Source organism: Shinella sp. 1A1 (assembly GCF_055379515.1).
Map to the genome: position 1 here is coordinate 769,089 of NZ_AP039672.1, position 24,063 is coordinate 793,151.

At 65.0% G+C, this 24,063-nt stretch carries 27 protein-coding genes; 11 read left to right on the forward strand and 16 right to left on the reverse strand.

What is annotated here, in order from left to right:
- Positions 1–26: 26 nt before the first annotated feature.
- Both ACZ48C_RS20235 and ACZ48C_RS20240 read right to left on the reverse strand, forming a co-directional pair.
- Positions 27–953 carry an aldose 1-epimerase gene (locus tag ACZ48C_RS20235; RefSeq protein ID WP_464783840.1) on the reverse strand — a complete coding sequence of 309 codons (927 nt, stop codon included), beginning with the start codon at positions 951–953 and terminating at the stop codon, positions 27–29.
- 66 nt (positions 954–1,019) lie between these two features.
- On the reverse strand, positions 1,020–1,931 hold the full coding sequence (locus ACZ48C_RS20240) for a hydrogen peroxide-inducible genes activator (RefSeq protein WP_464783841.1): 912 nt from the start codon (positions 1,929–1,931) through the stop codon (positions 1,020–1,022).
- Between the two features lie 165 nt (positions 1,932–2,096).
- Here ACZ48C_RS20240 and katG point away from each other — a divergent pair, with 165 nt between their 5' ends.
- A complete protein-coding gene (katG, locus tag ACZ48C_RS20245; protein ID WP_464783842.1) occupies positions 2,097–4,271 on the forward strand; it encodes a catalase/peroxidase HPI in 2,175 nt (724 codons plus the stop codon).
- Between the two features lie 52 nt (positions 4,272–4,323).
- Here the strand turns inward: katG and ACZ48C_RS20250 are convergent, their stop codons facing one another.
- The gene (locus tag ACZ48C_RS20250; protein WP_464783843.1) at positions 4,324–4,500 is read right to left on the reverse strand and encodes a hypothetical protein; all 177 of its coding nucleotides are present in this window, start codon (positions 4,498–4,500) and stop codon (positions 4,324–4,326) included.
- Between the two features lie 158 nt (positions 4,501–4,658).
- Here ACZ48C_RS20250 and ACZ48C_RS20255 point away from each other — a divergent pair, with 158 nt between their 5' ends.
- The gene (locus tag ACZ48C_RS20255; RefSeq protein WP_464783844.1) at positions 4,659–5,333 is read left to right on the forward strand and encodes an AprI/Inh family metalloprotease inhibitor; all 675 of its coding nucleotides are present in this window, start codon (positions 4,659–4,661) and stop codon (positions 5,331–5,333) included.
- 6 nt (positions 5,334–5,339) lie between these two features.
- Here the strand turns inward: ACZ48C_RS20255 and ACZ48C_RS20260 are convergent, their stop codons facing one another.
- Positions 5,340–5,501, reverse strand: a complete 162-nt coding sequence (locus ACZ48C_RS20260; protein ID WP_424548141.1) for a hypothetical protein — start codon at positions 5,499–5,501, stop codon at positions 5,340–5,342.
- Between the two features lie 247 nt (positions 5,502–5,748).
- On the opposite strand from ACZ48C_RS20260, the gene ACZ48C_RS20265 reads away from it, so the two are divergent.
- Positions 5,749–6,627, forward strand: coding sequence for a DMT family transporter (locus tag ACZ48C_RS20265; RefSeq protein ID WP_464783845.1), 879 nt, complete (start codon positions 5,749–5,751; stop codon positions 6,625–6,627).
- Positions 6,628–6,633: 6 nt separating this feature from the next.
- On the opposite strand, the gene ACZ48C_RS20270 is transcribed toward ACZ48C_RS20265, so the two are convergent.
- A complete protein-coding gene (locus ACZ48C_RS20270) occupies positions 6,634–8,415 on the reverse strand; it encodes an IlvD/Edd family dehydratase (protein WP_464783846.1) in 1,782 nt (593 codons plus the stop codon).
- Between the two features lie 153 nt (positions 8,416–8,568).
- Between ACZ48C_RS20270 and ACZ48C_RS20275 the strand changes: the two genes are divergently transcribed.
- Positions 8,569–9,471: a DMT family transporter gene (locus ACZ48C_RS20275; protein ID WP_119255588.1), complete on the forward strand. Its 903-nt coding sequence runs from the start codon at positions 8,569–8,571 to the stop codon at positions 9,469–9,471.
- 112 nt (positions 9,472–9,583) lie between these two features.
- On the opposite strand, the gene ACZ48C_RS20280 is transcribed toward ACZ48C_RS20275, so the two are convergent.
- From ACZ48C_RS20280 to ACZ48C_RS20290, 3 genes are all read right to left on the reverse strand, one after another.
- The gene (locus ACZ48C_RS20280; RefSeq protein WP_119255587.1) at positions 9,584–11,155 is read right to left on the reverse strand and encodes a GMC family oxidoreductase; all 1,572 of its coding nucleotides are present in this window, start codon (positions 11,153–11,155) and stop codon (positions 9,584–9,586) included.
- A gap of 83 nt (positions 11,156–11,238) precedes the next feature.
- Positions 11,239–11,769: a gluconate 2-dehydrogenase subunit 3 family protein gene (locus ACZ48C_RS20285; protein WP_464783847.1), complete on the reverse strand. Its 531-nt coding sequence runs from the start codon at positions 11,767–11,769 to the stop codon at positions 11,239–11,241.
- A gap of 56 nt (positions 11,770–11,825) precedes the next feature.
- Complete coding sequence (locus ACZ48C_RS20290) at positions 11,826–12,221, reverse strand: VOC family protein (RefSeq protein WP_119255585.1); 396 nt, start codon at positions 12,219–12,221, stop codon at positions 11,826–11,828.
- A gap of 212 nt (positions 12,222–12,433) precedes the next feature.
- Here ACZ48C_RS20290 and ACZ48C_RS20295 point away from each other — a divergent pair, with 212 nt between their 5' ends.
- A complete protein-coding gene (locus ACZ48C_RS20295) occupies positions 12,434–12,742 on the forward strand; it encodes a ribbon-helix-helix domain-containing protein (RefSeq protein WP_119255584.1) in 309 nt (102 codons plus the stop codon).
- A gap of 3 nt (positions 12,743–12,745) precedes the next feature.
- On the opposite strand, the gene ACZ48C_RS20300 is transcribed toward ACZ48C_RS20295, so the two are convergent.
- Positions 12,746–13,561, reverse strand: coding sequence for a MerR family transcriptional regulator (locus ACZ48C_RS20300; protein ID WP_464783848.1), 816 nt, complete (start codon positions 13,559–13,561; stop codon positions 12,746–12,748).
- 202 nt (positions 13,562–13,763) lie between these two features.
- Here ACZ48C_RS20300 and ACZ48C_RS20305 point away from each other — a divergent pair, with 202 nt between their 5' ends.
- Positions 13,764–15,041, forward strand: a complete 1,278-nt coding sequence (locus ACZ48C_RS20305) for a 4-aminobutyrate--2-oxoglutarate transaminase (protein WP_464783849.1) — start codon at positions 13,764–13,766, stop codon at positions 15,039–15,041.
- A gap of 96 nt (positions 15,042–15,137) precedes the next feature.
- Positions 15,138–16,619 (forward strand): NAD-dependent succinate-semialdehyde dehydrogenase, encoded by a 1,482-nt coding sequence (locus ACZ48C_RS20310; protein ID WP_464783850.1) that lies wholly within the window; start codon positions 15,138–15,140, stop codon positions 16,617–16,619.
- A gap of 35 nt (positions 16,620–16,654) precedes the next feature.
- Here the strand turns inward: ACZ48C_RS20310 and ACZ48C_RS20315 are convergent, their stop codons facing one another.
- Genes ACZ48C_RS20315 through ACZ48C_RS20330 form a run of 4 tightly spaced genes read right to left on the reverse strand, consistent with a single transcriptional unit; the run spans position 16,655 to position 19,016 of the window.
- Positions 16,655–17,050 (reverse strand): type II toxin-antitoxin system VapC family toxin, encoded by a 396-nt coding sequence (locus ACZ48C_RS20315; RefSeq protein ID WP_464783851.1) that lies wholly within the window; start codon positions 17,048–17,050, stop codon positions 16,655–16,657.
- A gap of 3 nt (positions 17,051–17,053) precedes the next feature.
- On the reverse strand, positions 17,054–17,293 hold the full coding sequence (locus ACZ48C_RS20320; RefSeq protein ID WP_119255579.1) for a type II toxin-antitoxin system VapB family antitoxin: 240 nt from the start codon (positions 17,291–17,293) through the stop codon (positions 17,054–17,056).
- Positions 17,294–17,350: 57 nt separating this feature from the next.
- Positions 17,351–17,995, reverse strand: a complete 645-nt coding sequence (gene maiA, locus ACZ48C_RS20325) for a maleylacetoacetate isomerase (protein ID WP_464783852.1) — start codon at positions 17,993–17,995, stop codon at positions 17,351–17,353.
- A gap of 4 nt (positions 17,996–17,999) precedes the next feature.
- Positions 18,000–19,016 carry a fumarylacetoacetate hydrolase family protein gene (locus ACZ48C_RS20330; protein WP_464783853.1) on the reverse strand — a complete coding sequence of 339 codons (1,017 nt, stop codon included), beginning with the start codon at positions 19,014–19,016 and terminating at the stop codon, positions 18,000–18,002.
- A gap of 113 nt (positions 19,017–19,129) precedes the next feature.
- Between ACZ48C_RS20330 and ACZ48C_RS20335 the strand changes: the two genes are divergently transcribed.
- A complete protein-coding gene (locus tag ACZ48C_RS20335; RefSeq protein WP_464783854.1) occupies positions 19,130–19,690 on the forward strand; it encodes a DUF2585 domain-containing protein in 561 nt (186 codons plus the stop codon).
- A gap of 2 nt (positions 19,691–19,692) precedes the next feature.
- On the opposite strand, the gene hmgA is transcribed toward ACZ48C_RS20335, so the two are convergent.
- Positions 19,693–21,021 (reverse strand): homogentisate 1,2-dioxygenase, encoded by a 1,329-nt coding sequence (gene hmgA, locus ACZ48C_RS20340; RefSeq protein ID WP_464783855.1) that lies wholly within the window; start codon positions 21,019–21,021, stop codon positions 19,693–19,695.
- Between the two features lie 81 nt (positions 21,022–21,102).
- On the opposite strand from hmgA, the gene ACZ48C_RS20345 reads away from it, so the two are divergent.
- On the forward strand, positions 21,103–21,561 hold the full coding sequence (locus tag ACZ48C_RS20345) for a MarR family winged helix-turn-helix transcriptional regulator (protein WP_464783856.1): 459 nt from the start codon (positions 21,103–21,105) through the stop codon (positions 21,559–21,561).
- Positions 21,562–21,605: 44 nt separating this feature from the next.
- Here ACZ48C_RS20345 and ACZ48C_RS20350 read toward each other — a convergent pair whose 3' ends face one another.
- Positions 21,606–22,166 carry a DUF488 domain-containing protein gene (locus tag ACZ48C_RS20350; RefSeq protein ID WP_464783857.1) on the reverse strand — a complete coding sequence of 187 codons (561 nt, stop codon included), beginning with the start codon at positions 22,164–22,166 and terminating at the stop codon, positions 21,606–21,608.
- A complete protein-coding gene (locus ACZ48C_RS20355; protein ID WP_464783858.1) occupies positions 22,166–22,627 on the reverse strand; it encodes a DUF1810 domain-containing protein in 462 nt (153 codons plus the stop codon). Before ACZ48C_RS20355 ends, ACZ48C_RS20350 begins: the two co-directional genes overlap by 1 nt.
- 370 nt (positions 22,628–22,997) lie before the next feature.
- Between ACZ48C_RS20355 and ACZ48C_RS20360 the strand changes: the two genes are divergently transcribed.
- Together ACZ48C_RS20360 and ACZ48C_RS20365 are read left to right on the forward strand one after the other, a co-directional pair.
- On the forward strand, positions 22,998–23,591 hold the full coding sequence (locus ACZ48C_RS20360; protein ID WP_464783859.1) for a dihydrofolate reductase family protein: 594 nt from the start codon (positions 22,998–23,000) through the stop codon (positions 23,589–23,591).
- Between the two features lie 114 nt (positions 23,592–23,705).
- On the forward strand, positions 23,706–24,011 hold the full coding sequence (locus tag ACZ48C_RS20365; RefSeq protein WP_119255570.1) for a hypothetical protein: 306 nt from the start codon (positions 23,706–23,708) through the stop codon (positions 24,009–24,011).
- The last annotated feature ends 52 nt before the right edge of the window (positions 24,012–24,063 follow it).

Consider the following 24,063-nt stretch of genomic DNA (forward strand, 5'->3'; position numbering starts at 1 on the left):
CAAGGGCTTCCGCCCTTGCATTCTCATCATACGGGATGGATCGTGATGCGCATGGAGACGCCGAGGCATTCGCCCGGTTCCAGCACCTTGAGCCCATGGTCCTGCGGCTCGCCGGGCAGGTTGAAGGCGTCGACGGGATGCGTCACCGGCTCGAAACAGACGAAGTCCGCATCCGCTGCCGGTGAAAAGATCACATAGCGGTTCAGCGCCCCACTCGCTTCGATATCCGCCGCGAGGCCTCTTCCCGGCCAGGCGATCCGCGCCCTGCCGTCCCAACCGTCGAACCAGTTGTTGACCCAACAGGCAGGAAGAAGCCGGGATCGGTTGAAATCCATGTCCGGATGCATGGCGATGAGCTCGCGGCCCTTCGGGAGATGATCGGCCTGCTCCAGCCAGATATCCGTGGCGGGGGCGGCGAGCGTCGTATCCGCATCGCGCACGAACCAGGGATGGAAACCAAGGCCATAAGGCAGCCGGATGGCGGCGCGGTTGGTGACGTCGAGCGTCATGACGAGCCCGGCACCGTCGAGGCGATACGTCACTGCCGCGTCGAAACGGAATGGCCCCGGCCCTTCCGCCGAGAGCGCAAGGCAAATGAAATCCGCCCCTTCCGAAGCGACATGCCACGCAGCTGAAAAGCCGCTGCCGTGGAGCGGATAGGCCTCGCTCTCCATGTTGCGAGGCAATGCATGGAAGACATCGTCGAACGAGAAGCCGCCACCGGAAACGCGCCCGGAAAAGGGTACGAGCAGGATATTGGACAGGGCGAAAGGATGCGTCGTCCCGGGATCGACTGTCCGGAGGATCGGCTGCCAACCGTCATCATGCCGCACGTCAAACGCCGTCAGCCCGGCGCCGAGGTCGGGGCGCATGGTGATGCGCGCCCTGCCGTTGGAAAGCGAGACCGCCGCATCCGACGCGCCCGTGACGGTTCTCTTTGTATGCTGCGTCATTTTATGTGACCATTCGTCGTTGAATGAACAGGTGGCCGAATTGGCATCGCGCTTCGCACCTGCCTTTCATAACTGGGCGCGAACCTGTTTCTCCAGCCCGGTTTGCCGGACGATTTCGGCGATGCGGGTGAACTGGGCGGAAAGCGGATTGGTCTTGCGCCAGACCATGCCGATCCTTCGCGTCGGGCGTGGCTCGGCGAGGCGCGAGATACAGACCGAGGCGGAGCGCGTCTCCGTCTCGACGGCCATCTGCGGGATGAGCGTCACCCCGATGCCCGCGCCGACCATCTGGACAAGGGTCGACAGCGAACTTCCCTCCATCAGTTCCCGCGTCGAGGACGGCGTGATGTTGCAAAGCGAGAGCGCCTGCTCGCGGAAGCAATGCCCCTCCTCGAGCAGCAGCAGCCGCATCTCGTGCAACCTGTCGGAACTCGGTACGGGCTTGCCCGCGTCCTCCGGCGGCCGCACCAGCACGAATTCCTCCTCGAAGAGCGGTACTTCCTCAAGGGCAGGTTCGGATACCGGCAGGGCCACGATGGCCGCGTCGAGCTTGGCTTCGGCAAGGTCCTCGATCAGCCGGTGCGTGATCGCCTCGCGCGGCCGCGGATCGAGCTCGGGATATTGCAGCGTCAGCGCCTTGATGACCCCCGGCAGGAGATAGGGCGCAATGGTGGGGATGACGCCGAGCCGAAGACGGCCGGAGAACGGCCCGTGCGAGGCGCGGCCGAGATCCCCGAGTTCGTCGACGGCGCGCAGGATCGCCCGCGTCCGGCCGGCGAATTCCTCGCCGAGCCCCGTCAGGCGGATGCGGCGCCCGCCCCTTTCCACCAGCGGCGCGCCGACCAGCTCCTCGAGCTCGCGAATCTGCACGGAGAGTGCAGGCTGGGAAATGGCGCAGCTTTCCGCCGCTCGGCCGAAATGGCCGAGCCGGGCGAGCGCATCGAAATAGCGCAGGTGTTTCATGGTGAGGCCAATCATAACCTGAGCATATCGCAGCCTTTAGGTTTTACAATTGGAATTTATGGAAGAGGTTTGCTAGTTCTGGGCCACTCGGAAGACGTTTTCGGCGCCGCCGACCCAAGGGGCGTGCCCGCAAAGCCCTTCCAGTGTCCATAGCTCGAAGAAAATCCGTTGGAGGACCAAATGGATACGAAGACGACGACGACCGGAAAGTGTCCGGTCATGCACGGTGGCGCCACCGCTCTCGGCAACTCCGTCATGGAATGGTGGCCCAACGCGCTGAACCTCGACATCCTGCACCAGCACGACACCAAGACCAACCCGCTGGGCAAGAACTTCAACTATCGCGAAGAGCTGAAGAAGCTGGACGTGGAAGCGCTGAAGGCGGACCTGCGCGCCCTGATGACCGACAGCCAGGACTGGTGGCCGGCCGACTGGGGCAGCTATGTCGGCATGATGGCGCGCGTCTCTTGGCACGCCGCCGGCTCCTATCGCGCGGCGGACGGCCGCGGCGGCGCGGGCACGGGCAACCAGCGCTTCGCCCCGCTCAATTCCTGGCCGGACAACGTCAACACCGACAAGGGCCGCCGCCTGCTCTGGCCGATCAAGAAGAAATACGGCAACAAGATCTCCTGGGCCGACCTCATCGCGCTTGCAGGCACCATCGCCTATGACGTCGCGGGCCTGAAGACCTTCGGCTTCGCCTTCGGCCGCGAGGACATCTGGGCGCCGGAAAAGGATGTCTACTGGGGCAACGAGAAAGAGTGGCTCGCCCCGAGCGACGGCCGCTACGGCAACGTCGCCAATCCCGCGACGCTGGAAAACCCGCTTGCCGCCGTGCAGATGGGCCTCATCTACGTCAACCCGGAAGGCGTCAACGGCAAGTCCGACCCGATGGCGACGGCCGCGCAGATGCGCGAGACCTTTGCCCGCATGGGCATGGACGACGAGGAAACCGTCGCGCTGACGGCCGGCGGCCACACCATCGGCAAGTCGCACGGCAACGGCAAGGCGAGCAATCTCAGCCCCGATCCGGAAGCCGCCGGCCCCGAATTCCAGGGCCTCGGCTGGATGAACACCCACGGCCGCGGCATCGGCCGCGACACGGTCGTCTCGGGCATCGAAGGCGCCTGGACCTCCGAGCCGACCAAGTGGGACAACGGCTTCTTCGAAATGCTCTTCAAGCATGAGTGGACGCTGACGCACAGCCCCGCCGGCGCATCGCAGTGGGCGCCGATCACCATCGCCGAGCAGGACAAGCCGGTCGACGTCGAGGACCCCTCGATCCGCACCATCCCGATGATGACCGATGCCGACATGGCGCTGAAGGTGGACCCGATCTACCGCGAGATTTCGCTGCGCTTCATGAACGATTTCGCCGCCTTCTCGGATGCCTTCGCCCGCGCCTGGTTCAAGCTGACCCACCGCGACATGGGTCCGAAGTCCCGCTATGTCGGCCCGGACGTTCCGGCAGAGGAGCTCGTCTGGCAGGATCCGATCCCGGCCGGTAGCACCGGCTATGACGTCTCGGCCGTCAAGGCGAAGATCGCCGCGTCCGGCCTTTCGCCGGCCGACCTCGTCGCCACGGCCTGGGACAGTGCCCGCACCTATCGCGGCTCCGACTACCGCGGCGGCGCGAACGGCGCGCGCATCCGCCTCGCCCCGCAGAAGGACTGGGAAGGCAACGAACCGGCGCGCCTCGCCCGCGTTCTGTCCGTCCTCGAGCCGATCGCGGCGGCCTCGGGCGCAAGCCTTGCCGACGTTATCGTGCTGGCCGGCAACTGGGGCGTCGAGCACGCCGCGAAGGCCGCCGGCTTCGACGTCACCGTGCCTTTCGCACCGGGCCGGGGCGATGCCACCGCCGAGCAGACCGACGCGGACAGCTTCGCGCCGCTCGAGCCGCTCGCCGACGGTTTCCGCAACTGGCAGAAGAAGGACTATGTGGTGAGCCCGGAAGAGCTGCTGCTCGACCGCGCCCAGCTCATGGGCCTGACGGCACCGGAAATGACGGCGCTCATCGGCGGCCTGCGCGTCATCGGCACGAACCATGCCGGCACCGCCCACGGCGTCTTCACGAACCGGGTCGGCGCGCTGACGACGGACTTCTTCACGACGCTCACCGACATGAACTACTCGTGGATTCCGACGGGCGCCAACCTGTACGAAATCCGCGACCGCAAGACCGGCGTGGCAAAGTACACGGCAACCCGCGTCGATCTCGTCTTCGGTTCGAACTCGGTGCTGCGCGCCTATGCGGAAGTCTATGCCCAGGACGACAGCAAGGAGAAGTTCGTCAAGGACTTCGTCGCCGCCTGGACCAAGGTCATGAACGCCGATCGCTTCGATCTGGCGGCATAACCAACCCATCCGAAAACGCCTTCCCCCGCCTGCGGGGGAAGGCAGTTCCATTTCAGGACCGGTCCGGCTTCTTAGCCGTATCCTTCGCCGATCCGGGCTTGGGAGCCGAGGGGTCCTGACCGCCCTTTTCCCGCGCATGGGCCTCCGGCCCCGCGACGATGGTACCGGATTTCGTCTCGTCCCGGCCGCCCTTTTCCTTGCCCTTCGCTGCTTCAGCCTGTCTTTCCATCTGCCTGCCTCCTTTCAAGGTCGCGGGCTTAACGTGCCGGCCGAAGTCCTGTTCCCATGTCCCGCTTGCCAATGCCGGAAATCGCCTGCACCTTATGCGCGAAGAGCGATCATGCGGGGTTCGGTCGAATGGGGCGTTCCAGGAAGTTTCGCAGGAGAATGCTGCCCGTCGTGCTCGCCGCCGGCCTTTGCGGGCCGGCGCTGGCGGACGATGCGGCCGACTGGGCAAAGCCGCTCGCCGGCGACTGGACCTTTTCCGGCGTTTCCGAGGGCGATCCCTATTGCCGCGTGACGCTCGGGACCGAAGGGGCGATCGGCGGCGCGGGCGTCGACATCTCCGCGACCTGCCTGCGCAACTTCCCGCTCGGGGAGGTCGCCGCCTGGACCCTTCGCGACGACGGGATCGCCTTCATCGACCCGCTGCGCAAGACGGTCATCGCGCTGTCCAAAAGCGGGGATGGGTCCTATGGCACAACGCTCGACGACGGCCGTCAGGTCTCGCTCGACCGCGGCGCGCCGCAGGAACCGCAATCGCTGAAAGAACTGCTGGACGGGACCTTCACCCTCAGCGGCGCGAATGATGCCGAAGCCTGCGGCTTTGCCGTCAGCGCCCGCTCGTCGACCGGCGGGACGCTCGAACAGGCCGGCGCATGCCCGGATCGCTGGAAGGGCAAGGGATGGGCGAAATGGCGGTTCGCCGCCGGCAAGCTCGCCCTTCTGACGAAGAAGGACAAGGTCATCCTGACCCTGGTCCCGGCGGACGGCTTTACCTTCACCGCGGAGGAAGACGCCGGATCGATCTATTTCGGCCCGGGAGCCATTCAGGGCGAATAGATGCCGTCAGAGGCCCTGCGGCGCAAGAAACTGGTAATAGGCCCAGACGAGGACGATCACCACGACGACGGCGAGCCAGATCAGCCCCTTCTTCGGGCCGGGCGATGCGGGCTTGTTCTCCGGCTTCGGCTTCCGGCGTTCGAACTTCAGAACATTGTTGTCGTCCAAGGCGCCCTCCGTCGCAAAGCCCGCCGCCGGTTTAGGGGTTTGGAGCCGGGCCGACAAGCGGGGACATTGGAAATATCCTCCATCCCCGCCACCCCTTCAAGCACGGATCGCGAAGAGCCACGCCTTGCCTTTCCGAGGACAAAGAAACCGCAGCGGAAAGTTTTTCATCGAAACCCGTGCGCCCATCTGGCTCTGGCGGTCGCGGTCTGATAGCTCAGCCGGCGATCCCGATAGCCGGACTGTTGCCGTGTCCCCCATTGCCGCCTCCCGTCATGCCCGCCTCGCCCTCATCGCCCTCCTCGCCGGAGGCGTCGCCATCGGCGGATCGCCGATCTTCGTGCGGCTTTCCGAAGTGGGGCCGATGGCCACCGCGTTCTGGCGCGTGTCGCTGGCCCTCCTGCCGTTCTACGTCATGTCGAAGGTGGCGAAGGAAGGCGGCGAAACGCCGGCCGGCCTGCGCGATTATCTCATCCTCTTGCTGCCGGGCCTCTTCCTCGCGGCGGACCTTGCCGCCTGGCATCTCTCGCTGCACATGACCTCCGTCGCCAATGCGACGCTGCTGACCAACCTCGCCCCCGTCTTCGTCACGCTCGGCTCCTGGCTGTTCTTCCGCACGCGCATCACGCCCGTCTTCCTCGCCGGGCTGGCGATCGCTCTGGTCGGCGTCATCGTGCTGAAAGGCGGGCCGGCGGCCATCGGCGGCGGGCAGCTTGCGGGCGATGCGACGGCCATCGTCGCCGCCTTCTTCTATGCCTGCTACATGCTGGCGCTCGGCCACGTGCGCTCGCGCTTCTCCACACTGCGCATCATGGTATGGACGACGCTTTCGGCCGCCGTCTGCATGCTGCCCGTCGCGCTTGTCTTCGAAGATGCCATGCTGCCGACGGTGGCCTTCGGCTGGGCGATGTTGATCGGCCTTGCCTTCATCAGCCATGTCGGCGGGCAGGGCCTCGTCACCTATGCCCTCGCCTACCTGCCGACGGCCTTTTCCTCTCTGACGCTGCTCCTCCAGCCGGTGGTCGCCGCCATCCTCGCCTGGATCCTGCTGGCCGAACCGGTCAGCATCCTTCAGGCGGTCGGCGGGGCGATCGTGCTGGCCGGCATCCTCGTCGCCCGCCGGGGGTGACGCCCGTCAATGGTTGTGCCGGGGCGGCGTCTCCGCGATCTTGCGGAAATCCGCCGCGCCGTCGATGACGGCGCCGTCCGAAAGCTGGGTGACGGTCTTGCGGTAGATGCGTTGCCACGGCGTCGCATCCGCCGGCACCGGCGGAATGCCGTCCGCCCTGCGCCGCTCGATCTCCGCTTCCTCCACCAGCATGTCGCAGCGGCCCACTGCAAGATCGATGCGGATCACATCGCCGGTGCGCAGCCAGGCGAGCCCACCGCCCGCGGCGCTTTCCGGCGGGGCGTTGAGGATCGACGGGCTGTCCGCCGTGCCCGACTGGCGCCCGTCGCCGATGGTCGGCAGGCTGGTGATGCCGCGTTTGAGAAGATGATCCGGTGGCTGCATGTTGACGACCTCCGCCGAGCCCGGCCAGCCGAGCGGCCCCGCGCCCCTTATGACGAGGATCGTCCGCTCGTCGATGCCGAGCGCCGGATCGTTGATGCGCCGGTGATAATCCTCCGAACCGTCGAAGACGACGGCCCGTCCCTCGAAGACGCCTTCGCGCCCCGGCTCGCTGAGATAGCGCTTGCGGAACTCGTCGGAGATCACCGAGGTCTTCATGATCGCGAAGTCGAAGAGGTTGCCCTTGAGCACGAGGAAGCCGGCCCGCTCCTTGAGCGGCGCGCCATAGGGGCGGATGACCTCACGGTCCGTCGCCCCACGCCCTTCGAGGTTCTGCGCGACGGTACGGCCCGTGACGGTGGGACAGGTCCCGTCGAGCTTTCCGGCATCGAGCAGTTCGCGCATGATCGCCGGCACCCCGCCGGCCCGGTGGAACCGCTCGCCGAGGAAGCGGCCGGCGGGCTGCACGTCCGCGAGCAGCGGGATATCGTAGCCGTAAGCCTGCCAGTCCTCCGGCTCCAGCGCCACGCCGGCGTGCCTGGCCATCGCCATCAGGTGCGGCTGCGCATTGGTCGACCCGCCGATGGCCGAGTTGACGCGGATGGCGTTGAGGAACGCCACGCGCGTCAGGATATGCGAGGGGCGCACATCCTCCAGCACCAGCTCCACCGCCCGCCTGCCGGTGCGGTAGGCCATCTGCCCGCGTTCGCGATAGGCGGCGGGAATGGCGGCGCAGCCCGTCAGCGACATGCCGAGCGCCTCGGCCAGCGCATTCATGGTCGAGGCCGTGCCCATCGTATTGCAATGGCCGATGGAGGGCGCCGAATCCATCGCGGCAGCGAGGAAGTCGTCCTCGTCGATGGTGCCCGCCGCCAGCTTGCGGCGCGAGCGCCAGATGACCGTGCCGGAGCCGACGAGATCGCCCTCGTGCCAGCCGTCGAGCATCGGCCCGCCGGACAGCACGATGGCCGGGATGTCGACCGTCGAGGCCGCCATCAGCGCGGAAGGCGTGGTCTTGTCGCAGCCCGTCGTCAGCACGACGCCGTCGAGCGGATAGCCGTAGAGGATCTCGACGAGGCCGAGATAGGCAAGGTTCCGGTCGAGCGCAGCAGTCGGGCGCTTGCAGTTCTCGAAGATCGGATGGGTGGGGAACTCGATGGGAATGCCGCCCGCATCGCGGATGCCGTCGCGCACGCGCTTTGCGAGCTCCATGTGATGGCGGTTGCAGGGCGTCAGGTCGCTGCCGCTCTGCGCAATGCCGATCACCGGCTTGCCGGAGCGCAGTTCCTCCGGCGTGATGCCGTAGTTCATGAAGCGCTCCAGATAGATCGCCGCCATGTCGATATGGTCGCGGTTGTCGAACCAGTCCTGCGAGCGCAGCCGGCGTCCTGTCTTCTCATTCGTCATCGAAAGAACCCTTGCAGATATCGGGCACAGTCTTCCACCCCTCTCCGCCCGGATCAACCGGCGCGCGGTTTATGCAGCTATCAAAATTGCTGACTGGATCGGCCTGCCGGAATATGTCACAGCCCTCGGGTCCCAAGACATCGAGCGCCCGCCATGACCGACATCGCCGCTTCCTCCCCCCATTCCGGCTCCGCTCGTCTCGGTGTCATGCTCATGCTGCTCGGCATGGTCATGTTCTCGCTGAACGACGTGCTCGGCAAATGGCTGGTCTCCACCTATTCCGTCGGCCAGCTCATGCTGATCCGCAGCCTTGCCGCGCTCGTCGTGCTGATGCCCTTCTTCTGGCGCATGGGCTGGCGGCGGCTGATCGACGTCGATCGGCCGAAGCTGCATATCCTGCGCACCACTCTCTTCGCCATCGAGGCGTCCGGCTTCTACTTCGCCGTCGCCTATATGCCGCTCGCCGATACCATGACCTACTGGCTCGCCGCGCCGATCTACGTCGCCGCGCTCTCACCGCTCATGCTGGGCGAGAAGGTCGGCTGGCGGCGCTGGACGGCCATCATCGTCGGCTTCGTCGGGGTCCTCATCGCGCTGTCGCCGTCGAAGGACACGTTCACCCTGCCCGCGCTGATCGCGCTTGCCGGCAGCATGGCCTTCGGCCTCGCCATGGTGCTCGGCCGCTCGCTGCGGACGACGCCCGACACGACGCTGGTGTTCTGGCAGGTCGCCGGCGCGGCCATCCTCGCCGGCATCTGGTGCCTTGCCGATCCGGCCGGCTGGACGCCCGTCAAGCCGCTCGATTTCGGCCTGCTCAGCCTTCTCGGCATCGTGGCGATGAGCGCGCACATGCTGGTGAACCGCTCGCTGAAGCTCGCCGACGCGGCGACCGTGGTGCCGCTGCAATATACGATGCTGCTCTGGGCAGTGGTCTTCGGCTGGATCTTCTTCGGCGATGCGCCCCGGACCGCCATGCTGGTCGGCGCCGGCTTCATCGTGGCGTCCGGCCTCTTCATCTTCTTCCGCGAACAGCAGTTGAAGCGCCGCGCCGGCTGAAACGTATCTGCGCGAAAAGGTGGCCGGCCAGGGCCGGCCCCAGTTGTCGCGGCTCGACCGGCCGCGCGCGGTCACCGGCCGCCGGAGCGGCCGGGGAGGATTGCGATGGACCTCAGATCGTGCCGGCGGCCATTTCCTTGGCGATATGGTCGGCCTGGCGGATGGCGAGCGTGACGATGGTCAGCGTCGGGTTTTCCGCCGCGCCGCTGGTGAACTGGCTGCCGTCCGAGACGAAGAGGTTCTTGATGTCGTGGGTCTGGCCCCATTTGTTGACGACGCCATCCTCGGCCTTCTCGCTCATGCGGTTGGTGCCGAGATTGTGCGTGGAGGGATAGGGCGGCGTCGGGAAGCTGCGGGTCGCGCCGACGGCCTCATAAAGTGCCTGACCCTGCTTGTAGGCATGGTCGCGCATGGCGACGTCGTTCGGATGGTCGGTGAACCAGACATCCGGGATCGGCATGCCGTACTGGTCCTTCAGCTCACCATGCAGCTTCACCGCGTTCTGCTCCTGCGCCAGGTCCTCGCCAACGATCCAGAGGCCGGCCATGTTGGCATAGCTGTCCATGGCGGAGGCGAAAGAACGGCCCCAGCCGCCCGGATCGAGGAAGGCGGCCATGAAGGGCACGCCGAGCGAGAGCGTCTCCAGCTCGTAGCCGCCGACGAAGCCGCGGGACGGATCGTGCCGCGCCTCGTCGCGAATGATGCCGGCCATGGTGGTGCCGCGATACATGTGCACCGGCTTCTCGAAGACGGCATAGACCGAGCCGGTCGTGTGGCGCATGTAGTTCTTGCCGACCTGGCCCGAGGAATTGGCAAGCCCGTCCGGATATTTGCCGGATGCGGAATTGAGCAGCAGGCGCGGGCTTTCGATGGAATTGCCGGCGACGCAGACGATGCGGGCCTTCTGGCTGTGCAGCTTGCCGTCCTTGTCGGCATAGACGACGTTCGTCACCTTGCCGCTGTCGTCGTGCTCGATCTTCACGACATGCGAGTTGGGACGGATCTCCAGCTTGCCGGTCGCCTCGCCCTTCGGAATTTCCGTGTAGAGTGTCGACCACTTGGCGCCCCACTTGCACCCCTGGAAGCAGAAGCCGGTCTGCTGACAGCTCATCCGGTCGTCGCGATCGGCCGAATTGATCGCCATGTTGCCGGTGTGACATTCCTTGTAGCCGAGCTTGTCCGCGCCGGCCTTCAGGATCTTGAAGTTGTTGTTGCCGGGCAGGCCCTCGATGCCGTTGGTGCGCGTCACGCCCATCTTGTCCTCGGCCTTGGCGTAATACGGCTCCAGCTCGGCGAGCGTCAGCGGCCAGTCGAGCAGGTTGGCGCCCTCGACCTTGCCATAATGGGTCAGCGTCTTGAACTCATGCTCCTGGAAGCGCAGGGACGCGCCGGCCCAGTGCGTCGTGGTGCCGCCGACGGCCTTGACGATCCAGGCCGGCAGGTTGGGAAAGTCCTTCGCGACCCGCCAGCCGCCGCCCGTCGTGCGATGGTCGAGCCAGGCGAGCTGGGCGAAGCTGTCCCATTCGTCGTTGATGAAGTCCTCGTGCTCGATCCGTGAACCGGCTTCCAGGATGACGACGTCGATCCCCTTCTGCGCCAGTTCGTTGCCCAGCGTGCCGCCGCCGGCACCCGAGCCGATGATGACGACCACGCCGTCGTCGTTGAGATCATAAGGAGCTGCCATGGTTTCCTCCCGAAACATGTGCGGTCGGCGTCGTGGACGCCCTGCGGCCGCGCCTCCTCCGGCGCGGGGCCGTCAGACCGCCGTCAAAGCCATTCGATGTCGTTGAAGCCGCGGGCGATATAGCCGCCCTTGGAATAGGATTCGCCCTCGTAGCCGAAATGCGGCCAGAGTTCCTTCTGGTTATAGAAGGAAACGACGAGATCGCCGCGCACCGCCTGGAAGAAGGGCGTCGTCTCGATATCGCGCAGGATCTTCACCCGGTCGTCTTCCCAGCCGAGGCCGCGATAGCCGCTCCCGCCCGCCCGCTTGTCGAGATCGGCGATGCCCGCCTCGATCAGATCCTTGTGCTTGGCATCCGTGCCGGCCTTGGTCTCATGCCCCTTGACCGCGATGGCGTAGAAGCGGTCGGGGACCGCGTCGTGCGGGTAGATGTCGCGGGCAAGCTTGATGAGGGTCGCCATGGTCTCGGGCTTGAGGGCCGCCGTCTCCATGCCCCAGGCCCGGTCGGGGCTGATCACCGCATTGCCGGTGATGATGAGCGCCGCGCCGAGCGTGCCGCGCTTGAGAAGCTCGCGCCGGGAAAGCCCGGGGCGCTGCTCGTAGATGGTCGTCATGTCACGTTCCTCCCATTGCATCTGAGAGCGGCGGCCTCCTCCGGCCGCCGCCCCGTTCATTTGAAGCGGCCGTGCCGTTGCAGGACCTCGATCTTGTAGCCATCCGGATCGGTGACGAAGAAGAAGCGGGCGAGAAGGCCGCCGTCGCGATTGAACTCGACGATCTTGCCCAGCGTGTAGCCGAGGGCCGCAAGGCGCGCGTGCTCGCCGTCGAGATCGGCCACCGAGACGGCGAGATGGCCATAGCCGTCCCCGAGGTCGTAGGGTTCGGTCCTGCCCTTGTTGATCGTCAACTCAAGCTCGAATTCGCTTTCCGCATTGCTCATGTAGACGAGCGTGAAGGTCTCGAAATCGAGCCGGTCGGCGATGGCGAGGCCGAATGCCTTGCCGTAAAAATCCACGGAACGCCCCTCGTCGAGGACACGGATCATGGAATGAATGGTCTTTGCCACGCTGGCCTTCCTCTGCTTGCAGTTCGACTTGTAGGAGGAAGTTTGCGCCCGGATCGGCAGGGGCGGGTAGCAGCCCGCTACCGCACGCTGATTTTCATTTCCGGAGTTTTAAACGAAGGATTTTGCGTGCTTTTCGCCGCTACGGGATGATTTGACCAAAGCCGGCCCCCACCGCATAATCGCATCATAAAAACACGACTGGAGGATATGCCATGTGTGAGGTCTTTGCGGGCCAGGATCCGCAACGCTACCGGCCCGTCAACCGTTCGGTGCGAATCGGGGGGCATTCGACAAGCATCCAGATCGAGGCAGCCTTCTGGGACCTGATCGACGAGATGTCGGCAAGCCAGGGAATGTCGACCTCCCGCTTCCTCTCGACGCTCTATGACGAGGCGCTGGAGATCAACGGTTCGGTGCCGAACTTCGCTTCGCTGCTGCGGACGAGCTGTCTCATCTACATTATTGGCGGGGCGGCCAAGGGCGACCAGCCGCGGGAGTTCCACATCGTCGCGGCGGAATGAAGCCTAGAATGTCGGGGGCGTGTTGATCCAGATCAGCACGGTCTCGCCATCGTGGCGATTGCGCCAGGCGTGGCGGCGGCAGCTTGAGAAATAGAGGCTGTCGCCGGGGCCGAGGTCGTGAAATTCGTGGCCGTCGAGCACGATCTCGACCCGCCCGGAAAGCACGTGCACGAACTCCTCGCCGTCATGCGTGTAGGCGCCGTCGCTCGACGCGCCGGGCGCCAGCACGAAGCGGTGGCAGTCCATCATGTTGCGCCCGTCCGCCAGCACCTGCACGGTGACGCCCGGAGACGTCTCGGGCCAGAATTTCCACTCCCCCGCCCTGACGACGGAACGGTTGTCCTCTTCCTCCTCGCCGGAGAGTTTCGAGACGGTCGTGCCGTAGTAATCGGCAAGGTCATGCAGCACGCGGAAGGTCACGCCTAACGAAGTGCGCTCGAAGGTGGAGAGCATCGAGGTCGCGATGCCGATATCGCCTGCGACCTGTTCGAGCGTCTTGCCAGCGGCATGGCGCAGGCTCCGCAGCTTGCGCCCGACGCCCCGAGGCGCATCGCCCTCCGGGGCTCCCGTATCGGCGGCGGGCTCCTCGGCCTCCAATGCCTCGCGGATGGCGGCGGGGTTGAGGCCACGTTCCGTGCGGTACCAGGCGATGCGCTTCAGCCGGGTCACGTCCTCGGCGCTATATTGCCGGTGCCCCGTTTCCGAGCGGCCGGGCACGACGAGCCCCTGCGTTTCCCACAGGCGCAGCGTGGAGGCCGAAACGCCGGCAAGCCGCGCGGCTTCCGCCACCTTGTAATGCACCGGTTCGTCGGAACCCATCGCGCCAAATCCCTGATTCTTTATTATCCTTCGTATAGCATTCCGGGCGCGCCGGCCGGTTGGAAAATCCGTCGCATTGCGCGCGTAGAATGCCGTTGCATTCTTGCAGAAAAAATGTAGGAATTCCACATGAGACTTGCAGAAAAAATGTAAGTTAATGCAAGCCCAGCGAAACGAAGCCTCCAGATCCAGGAACAGCGCCATGACCGCCACGCCTCTGACAGACCGCAAGAACGCCGCCATTTCCCGCGGCGTCGGCATGACCACGCAGATCTACGCCGACCGCGCGGAAAACGCCGAGATCTGGGACAAGGAAGGCAACCGCTACATCGATTTCGCCGCCGGCATCGCCGTGGTCAATACCGGCCACCGCCATCCGCGCGTCATCGAGGCCGTCAAGAAGCAGCTCGACCGCTTCACGCATACCTGCCACCAGGTCGTTCCTTACGAGAACTATGTCGAGCTCGCCGAGCGCCTGAACGCCATCACCCCCGGTAACTTCGCCAAGAAGACGATCTTTGTCACGACCGGCGCGGAAGCCGTCGAGAACGCCGTGAAGATCGCCCGCGCCGCCACCGGCCGCCAGGCCGTCATCGCCTTTTCGGGCGGCTTCCACGGCCGCACCTTCATGGGCATGGCGCTGACCGGCAAGGTCGTACCCTACAAAGTCGGCTTCGGCGCCATGCCGGGCGACGTCTTCCACGCGCCCTTCCCCGTCGAGATGCACGGCACGAGCGTCGAGCAGTCGCTGGGCGTCCTGAAGAAGCTCTTCGCCGCCGACGTCGATCCGAACCGCGTCGCCGCGATCATCGTCGAGCCCGTGCAGGGCGAAGGCGGCTTCTATCCCGTCCCGGTCAATTTCATGAAGGCGCTGCGCGAGATCTGCGACCAGCACGGCATCCTGCTCATCGCCGACGAGGTGCAGACCGGCTTTGCCCGTACCGGCAAGCTCTTCGCCATGGAGCACTACGGCATCGCGGCTGACCTGATGACCATGGCCAAGGGCCTCGGCGGCGGCTTCCCGATCGCGGCCGTCACCGGCCGCGCGGAAATCATGGACGCCCCCGGCCCGGGCGGCCTCGGCGGCACCTATGCCGGCAACCCGCTCGGCGTTGCGGCGGCCCATGCCGTGCTCGACGTCATCAAGGACGAGGACCTGTGCAACCGCGCCGAAAATCTCGGTGCACGCCTCAAGCAGCGCCTGGCCTCGCTGCAGGACAAGGTGCCGGAAATCGTCGACATCCGCGGCCCGGGCTTCATGAACGCCGTCGAGTTCAACGACGTCGCCACGAAGCAGCCGAGCGCCGACTTCGCCAACAAGGTGCGCCTGAAAGCCCTCGAAAAGGGCCTGATCCTGCTCACCTGCGGCGTGCACGGCAACGTCATCCGTTTCCTCGCGCCGATCACCATCCAGGACGAGGTCTTCGCCGAAGCGCTCGACATTCTCGAAGCGGCGATGGTCGAAGCCCGCGCCGCCTGACCGGCGGCGCAAAAGACCGAACGACTTTATTTCAAGGCAACACCCGGGGCATAGGCTCCGGGTGAATGGCCTTTTCTGCCCGAAAGGAATGCAATCATGGCCTTTTACGACGCTCTGACCAGGCACCTGAAATCGACCGAATTCCTGCGCGACGCCGGCTATGTCAACGGTAACTGGATCGGCGGCAACGGCGCCGCGACCTTCGATGTCCTCAATCCCGCGACGGGCGAAAAACTGGCGACGCTGCCGGAAATGGGCGCGAGCGAGACCGCCGCCGCCATCGATGCCGCCTACAAGGCGCAAGGCCCATGGGCCGCCCGACCCGCCAAGGACCGCAGCACCCTGCTGCGCAAGTGGAACGACCTGATCGTCGCCAATGCCGACGAGCTGGCCGCCATCCTCACCGCCGAAATGGGCAAGCCCCTGCCGGAAGCGCGCGGCGAAATCCTCTATGCCGCCTCCTATGTCGAGTGGTACGCGGAAGAGGCCAAGCGCATCAACGGCGAGACGATCCCGGCCCCCTCGCCGGACAGGCGCATGCTCGTCATCAAGCAGCCGGTCGGCGTCGTCGGCGCGATCACGCCGTGGAACTTCCCCGCCGCGATGATCGCGCGCAAGGTCGCCCCGGCACTCGCCGTCGGCTGCACGGTGGTCTCCAAGCCGGCCGAGCAGACGCCGCTTTCGGCCATCGCCCTTGCGGTGCTGGCGGAAAAGGCCGGCATTCCGGCCGGCGTCTTCAACGTCATCCTCGGCACCGATGGCCCCGCCATCGGCAAGGAGCTCTGCTTCAATCCGAAGGTGCGGAAGATCTCCTTCACCGGTTCCACGGAGGTCGGCCGCATCCTGATGCGCCAGTGCTCCGACCAGATCAAGAAGGTGAGCCTGGAACTCGGCGGCAACGCGCCCTTCATCGTCTTCGATGATGCCAATCTCGACGCCGCCGTCGAGGGTGCGATGGCCTCGAAATACCGCAATGCCGGCCAGACCTGCGTGTGCGCAAACCGGCTCTACGTCCAGTCGAACGTCTATGACGCCTTTGCGGAAAAGCTGGCGAAGAAGGTCGCTGAGCTCTCCGTCGGCAACGGCTTCGACAAGGGCACGACCATCGGCCCGCTGATCGAGGAAGCCGCCATCGACAAGGTCGAGGCCCATATCGCCGACGCCGTTTCCAAGGGTGCCACGGTGATCGCCGGCGGCAAGCGCATCGAGGGCAAGGGCACCTTCTTCGAGCCGACGGTGCTGAAGGGCGTCGTGCGCGGCATGACGGTGGCGAAGGAAGAGACCTTCGGCCCCGTCGCCCCGCTCTTCCGCTTCGACACGGTCGAGGACGTGATCGAACAGGCCAACGATACCGAATTCGGCCTCGCCGCCTACTTCTTCGCCGGCGACCTCAAGAAGGTCTGGAAGGTGGCCGAAGCGCTGGAATACGGCATGGTCGGCGTCAATACCGGCCTCATCTCCTCCGAAGCCGCCCCCTTCGGCGGCATCAAGCAGTCCGGCCTCGGCCGCGAGGGCTCGGCCCACGGCGCGGAGGATTATCTGGAGCTGAAATATGTCTGCATGGGAGATGTGGCCTGACGATCCCGGATCGCCCCGCTTCGGCGGGGCGGTTTCTATGCAGCTTCGATATCCGTTTTGGAGAAGTCGTCGCCTTTGTAGAGTAGCGGCATGTTGAGATGTCGGGCGCAGGCATAGGCGAAGCAATCGCCGAAGTTGAGGCCTGCGGGATGACGCCCCTTGCCGAAGCGTTGATAGGCATCGACGGCCAGCTCAGTGGTGGCGTTTTCGATGGGGTCGACCTTGACCGGGAGCAGCTTCAAAAAGTCAGTGACAAGGGCGAGCGCGTCCATCGGCGCTATCCGCCGCTGGCGCCCCAGGGCAAGCGATGTTTCCCAGATGGCCATAGGCGACGTATAGCGTTTTTCAGTCTGCTGAAGTTTTGTCAGAAGGGCATCCGCGTCATCTTCGGAAGCCAGAATCGCGACGAATGCCGATGCATCGACAAACATCAATCATTCCTCATAGAGGCTATCGATGAAGGCCTTGTCGGCGGCCGGCCCGACCTTCGGATATTTCGCGTCGATATCGCGGATGAAGGCCTTCGCCCTGTCCACCAAAGTCGGCTCGCTTTCCGCCCGCTCCAACTCATGCGCCAGCGCCTGCCGCACTGCCTCGGTCTTGCTGACCTTGCGCAACGTGGACAGTCGATCGGCAAGCCTGTCGACTTCCTGATCCTTGACGTAAAGCGGCATGGTATATCCTTCTCTGCGAGGAAGTATATATAGCATGCAGCACGCGGCTTTCAAAGCCTAAGCCGCCTTCGCCACCTCCGGATGCGCCGCCTTGAAGGCCGGCAATTCCAAGCAGGTTTCGGCGATGCGGCGCACCCGCTCCAGGCCGGATATGTCCACACCCCAGCGGTTGGCGTTGTAGACCTGCGGGACGAGGCAGAAGTCGGCCATGGTTGGGGTGTCGCCGTGGCAGAAGGTGCCGGTGGCGGGATTTTCGAGCAGGATTTCGACGGCGGCGAGGCCTTCGCCGATGAACTTCTTCATCCAGTTGGAACGAACTTCGTCTCCGCCGCCGGTGATCTCCATGACATGGCCGACGATGCCTGTGTTGCAGACGGCGTGGATTTCCATGGCGATGGCGTAGGAGAGCGTGCGCACACGCTGCCGGCCGAGCGGGTCGGCGGGGAGGAAACGCGCCCCGGGGCGCGTTTCCGAGAGGTATTCGATGATCGCGAGGGACTGCGTCAACGTCTGGCCGTCGATCACTAGCGCCGGGACGAGACCCTGCGGGTTGCGGGCGCGGTGTTCGGGCGCGCGCTGCTCACCGGCCAGAAGGTCCACGGAGACCCGCCGGTAGGCGAGACCGAGGCTTTCGAGCGCGATGCGCACGCGGTAGCTGGCGGAGGAACGCCAGTAGTCGTAGAGCACGATCTCCTCGCTCATCGGGTCAGTCCTTTTCGTAGCGCGTCACGGTCTGCTCGATGGCGCCGAAGATGGAGTGGCCGGCCTTGTCCTTCATCTCGATGCGCACGATGTCGCCGAACTTCATGAAGGGGGTCTTCGGGGCGCCGGTGGCGATCGTCTCGATGGTGCGGACTTCGGCGATGCAGGAATAACCCGCACCGCCTTCGGAAACCGGCTTGCCGGGGCCGCCGTCGAGCTTGTTGGAGACCGTGCCGGAACCGATGATCGAGCCGGCGACGAGCGGTCGGGTCTTTGCCGCATGGGCGACGAGCTGGCCGAAATCGAAAGTCATGTCGACGCCGGCATCGGCCTTGCCGAAGGTTTTGCCGTTGAGCGAGACGAGAAGCGGCAGGTGCAGCTTGCCGCCGTCCCAGGCATCGCCCAGCTCATCCGGCGTGACGGCAACGGGGGAGAAGGCGGACGAGGGTTTGGACTGGAAGAAGCCGAACCCCTTGGCGAGTTCACCGGGGATGAGGCCGCGCAGCGAGACGTCGTTGACGAGCATGACGAGGCGGATCGCATCGCGCGCCTCTTCCACGCTCGCGCCCATCGGCACGTCGTCGACCACGACGGCGATCTCGCCCTCCATGTCGATGCCCCAGGCCTCGTCGGACGCCAGGATCGGGTCGCGCGGGCCGAGGAAGCTGTCGGAGCCGCCCTGGTACATCAGCGGATCGGTCCAGAAGCTGTCAGGCATCTCGGCATTGCGGGCCTTGCGGACGAGTTCGACGTGGTTGACATAGGCCGAACCGTCCGCCCACTGGTAGGCGCGCGGCAAGGGAGAGGTCGCGTCGTGCTCGTGGAAGCGGGTGGTCGGCTGCGAGCCGGTCTCCAGCCCTTCGGCAACCCGCTCCAGCCGCGGCGCGACATGCGCCCAGTCGTCGAGCGCCGCCTGCAGGCTGCGGGCGATATGGCCCACTTCCGAGCAGCGCGTCAGGTCGCGCGAGACGACGACCAGACGGCCGTCGCGGGTGGAATCCTTCAGTGTCGCAAGTTTCATGCGTGTCGCTCCCGATCTTGTTTCCGGCCGGCGGATCGTGTCATCTTCCGGCCACCTGTCTCCACCCGCATGCGCCGCATCCGCGCCGCATCGCCTCTCCAAGGAAATCCCGCTTGAACCGCACGGTCCGAAATTCCCTGCTGATCGCCGCCGGCTTTATCGCCGTGACGGCCGCTATCCTTTATACGATGGGTCAGCCGCTCATCTGCAAGTGCGGATATGTGAAACTGTGGCATGGCGTGGTGGTTTCCTCCGAAAATTCGCAGCACCTTTCCGACTGGTACACGCCGAGCCACATCATTCACGGCATCCTGTTCTTCGGCTTCTTCACGCTGATCCTGAAAAAGGCGGGCATAAATGTGCGTCTCGCCCTCGCGCTCGTCGTGGAATGCGCCTGGGAAATCCTCGAAAACACCGACATGGTGATCAACCGCTACCGCGAATCGACGGTCTCGCTCGATTATTTCGGCGACAGCGTGATCAATTCCAGCACGGATATCCTCGCCATGGTCGTCGGCTTCTTCCTCGCCTCGCGCCTGCCCGTCTGGGCAAGCATCGCGCTCATCGTGATCTTCGAGGCGACGACCACCTACCTCATCCGCGACGGGCTGGCGCTGAACATCCTGATGCTCGTCTGGCCCATCGAAGCGGTAAAAGCCTGGCAGGGCGGCTGAATTCATTTCACGCCCGGCGTACCGTCGAACCGGCGCTCCAGCCCGTCCCAGCAGTCGAGATAGTTGTCCTGCAGCGTTTCCAGTTCGGCCGCGAATTTCGTGAGCTGCTGCGGGAAACGCGTCTCGAACATGAAGGCCATGGTGTGGTCGAGCTTGACGGGCTTCAGCTCGCTGTTGGAGGCCTTCTCGAAGCCGGTGGCGTCGGGTCCATGCGGCAGCATCATGTTGTGCAGGCTCATGCCGCCGGGCACGAAGCCCTCCTCCTTGGCATCGTACTGGCCATGGATGAGGCCCATGAACTCGCTCATGATGTTGCGGTGATACCAGGGCGGGCGGAAGGTGTGCTCGGCGACCAGCCAGCGCGGCGGGAAGATGACGAAGTCGATATTCGCCGTGCCGGCCTCTTCGGTCGGGGCCGTCAGCACCGTGAAGATCGACGGGTCGGGATGGTCGAAGAGGATCGCGCCGACGGGCGAATAGGTGCGAAGGTCGTATTTGAACGGCGCGTAGTTGCCGTGCCACGCGACGACGTCGAGCGGCGAATGGCCGATCTCGGTGACGTAGAACTTGCCGCACCATTTGACATGGACACGGCAGGGCGTCTCCTTGTCCTCATAGGCGGCGACGGGGGTCTTGAAGTCGCGCGGATTGGCGAGGCAGTTCGCGCCGATCGGCCCGCGATCCGGCAGGGTGAATTTCGCGCCGTAGTTCTCGCAGACATAGCCGCGCCACACATCGCCCTCGCCGATGCGCGAGACCTTGAACATCATGCCGCGCGGAATGAGGCAGATCTCCAGCGGTTCGACATCCATGATGCCCATCTCGGTGAAGACACGGATCGCGCCCAGTTGCGGCACGACCAGCAGTTCGCCATCGGCATCGAAGAAGTAGTCATCCACCATGTCGGCGTTGAACGTATAGGCATGCGCCGCCATGCCCACCTGGGTCAGCACGTCGCCGGCCGTCGTCATGGTGCGGATGCCTTCGAGGAAGTTCAGCGTTTCCTTCGGCGCGGGCAGCGGGTTCCAGCGGAGCTGGCCGAGCGGCAGGGAATGATCGTCGAGGCAGGGCGCGGTCTTCCAGTGCGGGTAGCTCGCATTGGAGAAGCGGCGGGTGTGGCGCACGCTCGGGCGGATGCGGTAGAGCCAGGAGCGCTCGTTGGTGCCGCGCGGAGCGGTGAAGGGCGAACCGGAAAGCTGCTCGGCATAGAGGCCGTAATTGCACTTCTGCGGGCTGTTCTGGCCCTGCGGCAGGGCGCCGGGCAGGGATTCCGTCTCGAAATCGTTGCCGAAGCCCGGCATGTATTTCAGGCTGTTGGTGCTGTCAGGCATGGCTTGCCCTCCTCTGCAAGGCTCCTTATCAGATAGTTACAAGCGTAACTGTCCATTTTGTAACCATCAAGGCGGCCGGCCATGGACTTCAAGCTCGAAACCTTCCTGCCCTACCGATTGAACCAGGCGGCCGAGCGGGTGAGCCAGCGCTTCGCCGCGCAATACCGCAGCCGCTACCGGATGACCCGGCCGGAATGGCGGGCGCTCGCCGCGCTCGGCTCCTACGGCCGCATGACGGCGACGGAGATCGGCGCCAATTCCAGCATGCACAAGACGAAGGTTTCCCGCGCCGTCCGGGCGCTGGAGGAAAAGCGCTGGCTGAAGCGCAGCGAAGACGCCGACGACCGCCGCTTCGAGCATCTGGAACTGACCCCGGCCGGCCGGCGCATCTTCACCGAGATGATCGAACTCGCGCATGGCTACGAGCGGGAAATGGCGCAGCTCCTCGGCGCCGGCGCCCTTGATCAACTGGAGGCCGGCCTTGCGGCAATCGAGGCGAAGCTGCCGGGCACGATGCCTGTGCGGTCGTCCCGCGAATGACTGGTCACAGACTTTCGCCGGCATGATAGACGAGCGGGTCATCGCTATGAGCCGGTCTTATCAACCGGCTCGCCTGCAGCGGGATAGATCACCGTTCCGTCCGGCTGGGGCTCGGCGCCGGGCGTGAGATGCGCTTCCTCGAACCGGCCTTCGCCCATGATGTGGAAGACGGTTTCGCCCTGCGCGATCAGGTAGTCGGAAACGATGCGGCGGTGGCAGCGCCACCAGACCGCCTCCGCGCACATCATCGCGCAGCGCTTCCGGTGTCCTTCTGCGCGAAGATGTTCAAGGCTCGCATGGAAGGCATCGGACAGCGCATAGTCGGCGTAGTTGTGGAAGCTCCTGTTTTGCCAGAAGCCATTGATCTCAGGCGGCAAGGCCGGCCTGCGGCCGCGAAGTCCGCCGAGCGCCGCGACATGCTCATAACCTATCTGCATCTCGGCCAGCGCGGCGGACAGCTCATCGTGGTTGAACTGCGGATTGGCGCGCGACATCAGCATCTTGCGAATATCGACGACCCGTTCGATGCGCGCGGAGCGCAGCAGGGCGATGAACTCCGCTAGGCTGCGGTTGGAATGGCCGATGGTGAAGAATGGCAGCGTCATCATCGTCTCGCAGGATCGTGGGCGCCACCGTCATGGATGAGGTCCAGCGTATTCCGGTCGGGCTCGCCGGCAAAGAAGCGCTCAAGCGCAAGCCGGAACCTTTTCTCCCTGCCGCCCGCCGCTTTATCGAACAGGGTCATCGAGGAGCGGAATTTCAGATCGTCGGGCGATCCGAAGATGTCATGGACGGAACGCCCCTCCACGGCGAGCACCGCATCCACCGCGTCGGCCAGCCTCCCGGCAAGGACGGGATGTTCGAGATAGGCCCTCGCCTCGTCCAGAGACCCGATGCCGTAGAATTTCGCGGTGGGGGATCGTCCGAGCGCACGCAATTGCGGGAAAACGAACCACATCCAATGGCTTTCCTTGCGCCCGGCCCGCAGTTCCGCGAGAACCGTGTCGAAGACATGGTCCTGTGCCGCGACGAAGCGGGAAAGCTCGAACCGGTCATCCTCCGCCATCGCATCCTCTCCTGATATCCGGACGTATCCTATCACAGCGGCCATCGGCCGATGGCGTATCCGCCCAACGACCGAGCGCCTCGTGTTGTTTCGCCCTTCTCGATCGTTTGCCACGGTTCTTCGAAGACGCACCATCGGCGCTCTTGAATTCCCGCCACCCTCTCCCCATCTCTCGCTCACTGCCCGTATTCGACGACTGCCTGCAGCGACGGCCCCCTGTCGCGCGTTCGTAGTTGTCCGGGCTCGAAGGGCGCTCCCCGAAAGGGTTGAGCGCCCTTCGTCATTTCAGGACTTCGGTAGCGCGCGCGCATTGTCGGATTCCGCCGCTCTGCCCCGTCCTTGGAGGGAAAACCGCAAGGAGGAGAAAGCCATGAGAGACCTCATCTTGAAGATGTCCATATCGATCGACGGTTTCGTGAGCGATCCGGATGGCCGGAATGGGTGGATGTTCGGCACCGATCAGGAGGCGAAGGCCTGGTCTGTCGAGACCCTGTGGAGCACCGGCCTGCACATCATGGGCAGCCGCACCTTCCGGGACATGGCTGCCTATTGGCCGACCTCCACCGACATGTTCGCACCGCCGATGAACCGGATTCCCAAGGCCGTCTTTTCGCGGCAGGGACCGGCAATCCTGACGAACGACGGCAATGCGGCAAACGGGCAAATGCAGCCCGGTGCAGAAAGCTGGGCGGAGACCTACGTTGCCAGTGGCAGCCTGGCGGAGGAAATCGCCGATCTGAAGGCCCGGGACGGCAAGCCGATCATCGCCCATGGCGGCGTCGGCTTCGCCCGCAGTCTCGTGGCGGAGGGCCTGGTAGACCAGTTCATCCTATTGGTGGCTCCCGTCGCGCTGGGCAAGGGGCTGCCGCTGTTCTCCGGCCTTGCAGCACCAAAGCGCCTGAAGCTCCTGAGCTCAAGGGCATTTCCGGGAGGTGCGGTCGCGCAGGTCTATCGGGCCGCATGAGCCGTCGCGCAGGTCCGCCCCCGCGCAAAAGAGGTGGGGCTTCTCAAAGTTTGAGTTGACCCGTGTTGCCGGCGAGGTGAAACTTCGCTTCACGGCAAGACGGGAGGACAGACGATGGACGAACCAGAACGCTGGCGCCAGATGGCGAGCGCCCCGAAGGACGGTAGCCGGATCCTCGTCACTGTGCGTTCCTCCGAGCAGGGCCCGGCGGAAGTCGATGTCGCCTACTGGTCGCATGGCGACCGCTTCAGCGGCGAAGGCTGGCGCGCCTCCGATTCCGCGCCCGGCTGCATCATCGAATATGCCGAGCCGGAGCTGAAGTGTTGGATGCCGATGCCCTCGGCCAATTTCGGCCGCGCCGCCGCGCCCTCTCCATGGCAGGGCGACGATGCCCAACAACTCGACGGGTCGGGAATCTAGGCCGAACCCATGTTTGAGGGGTAACGCAGTCTCGGCTGCACAAAACGCGCGG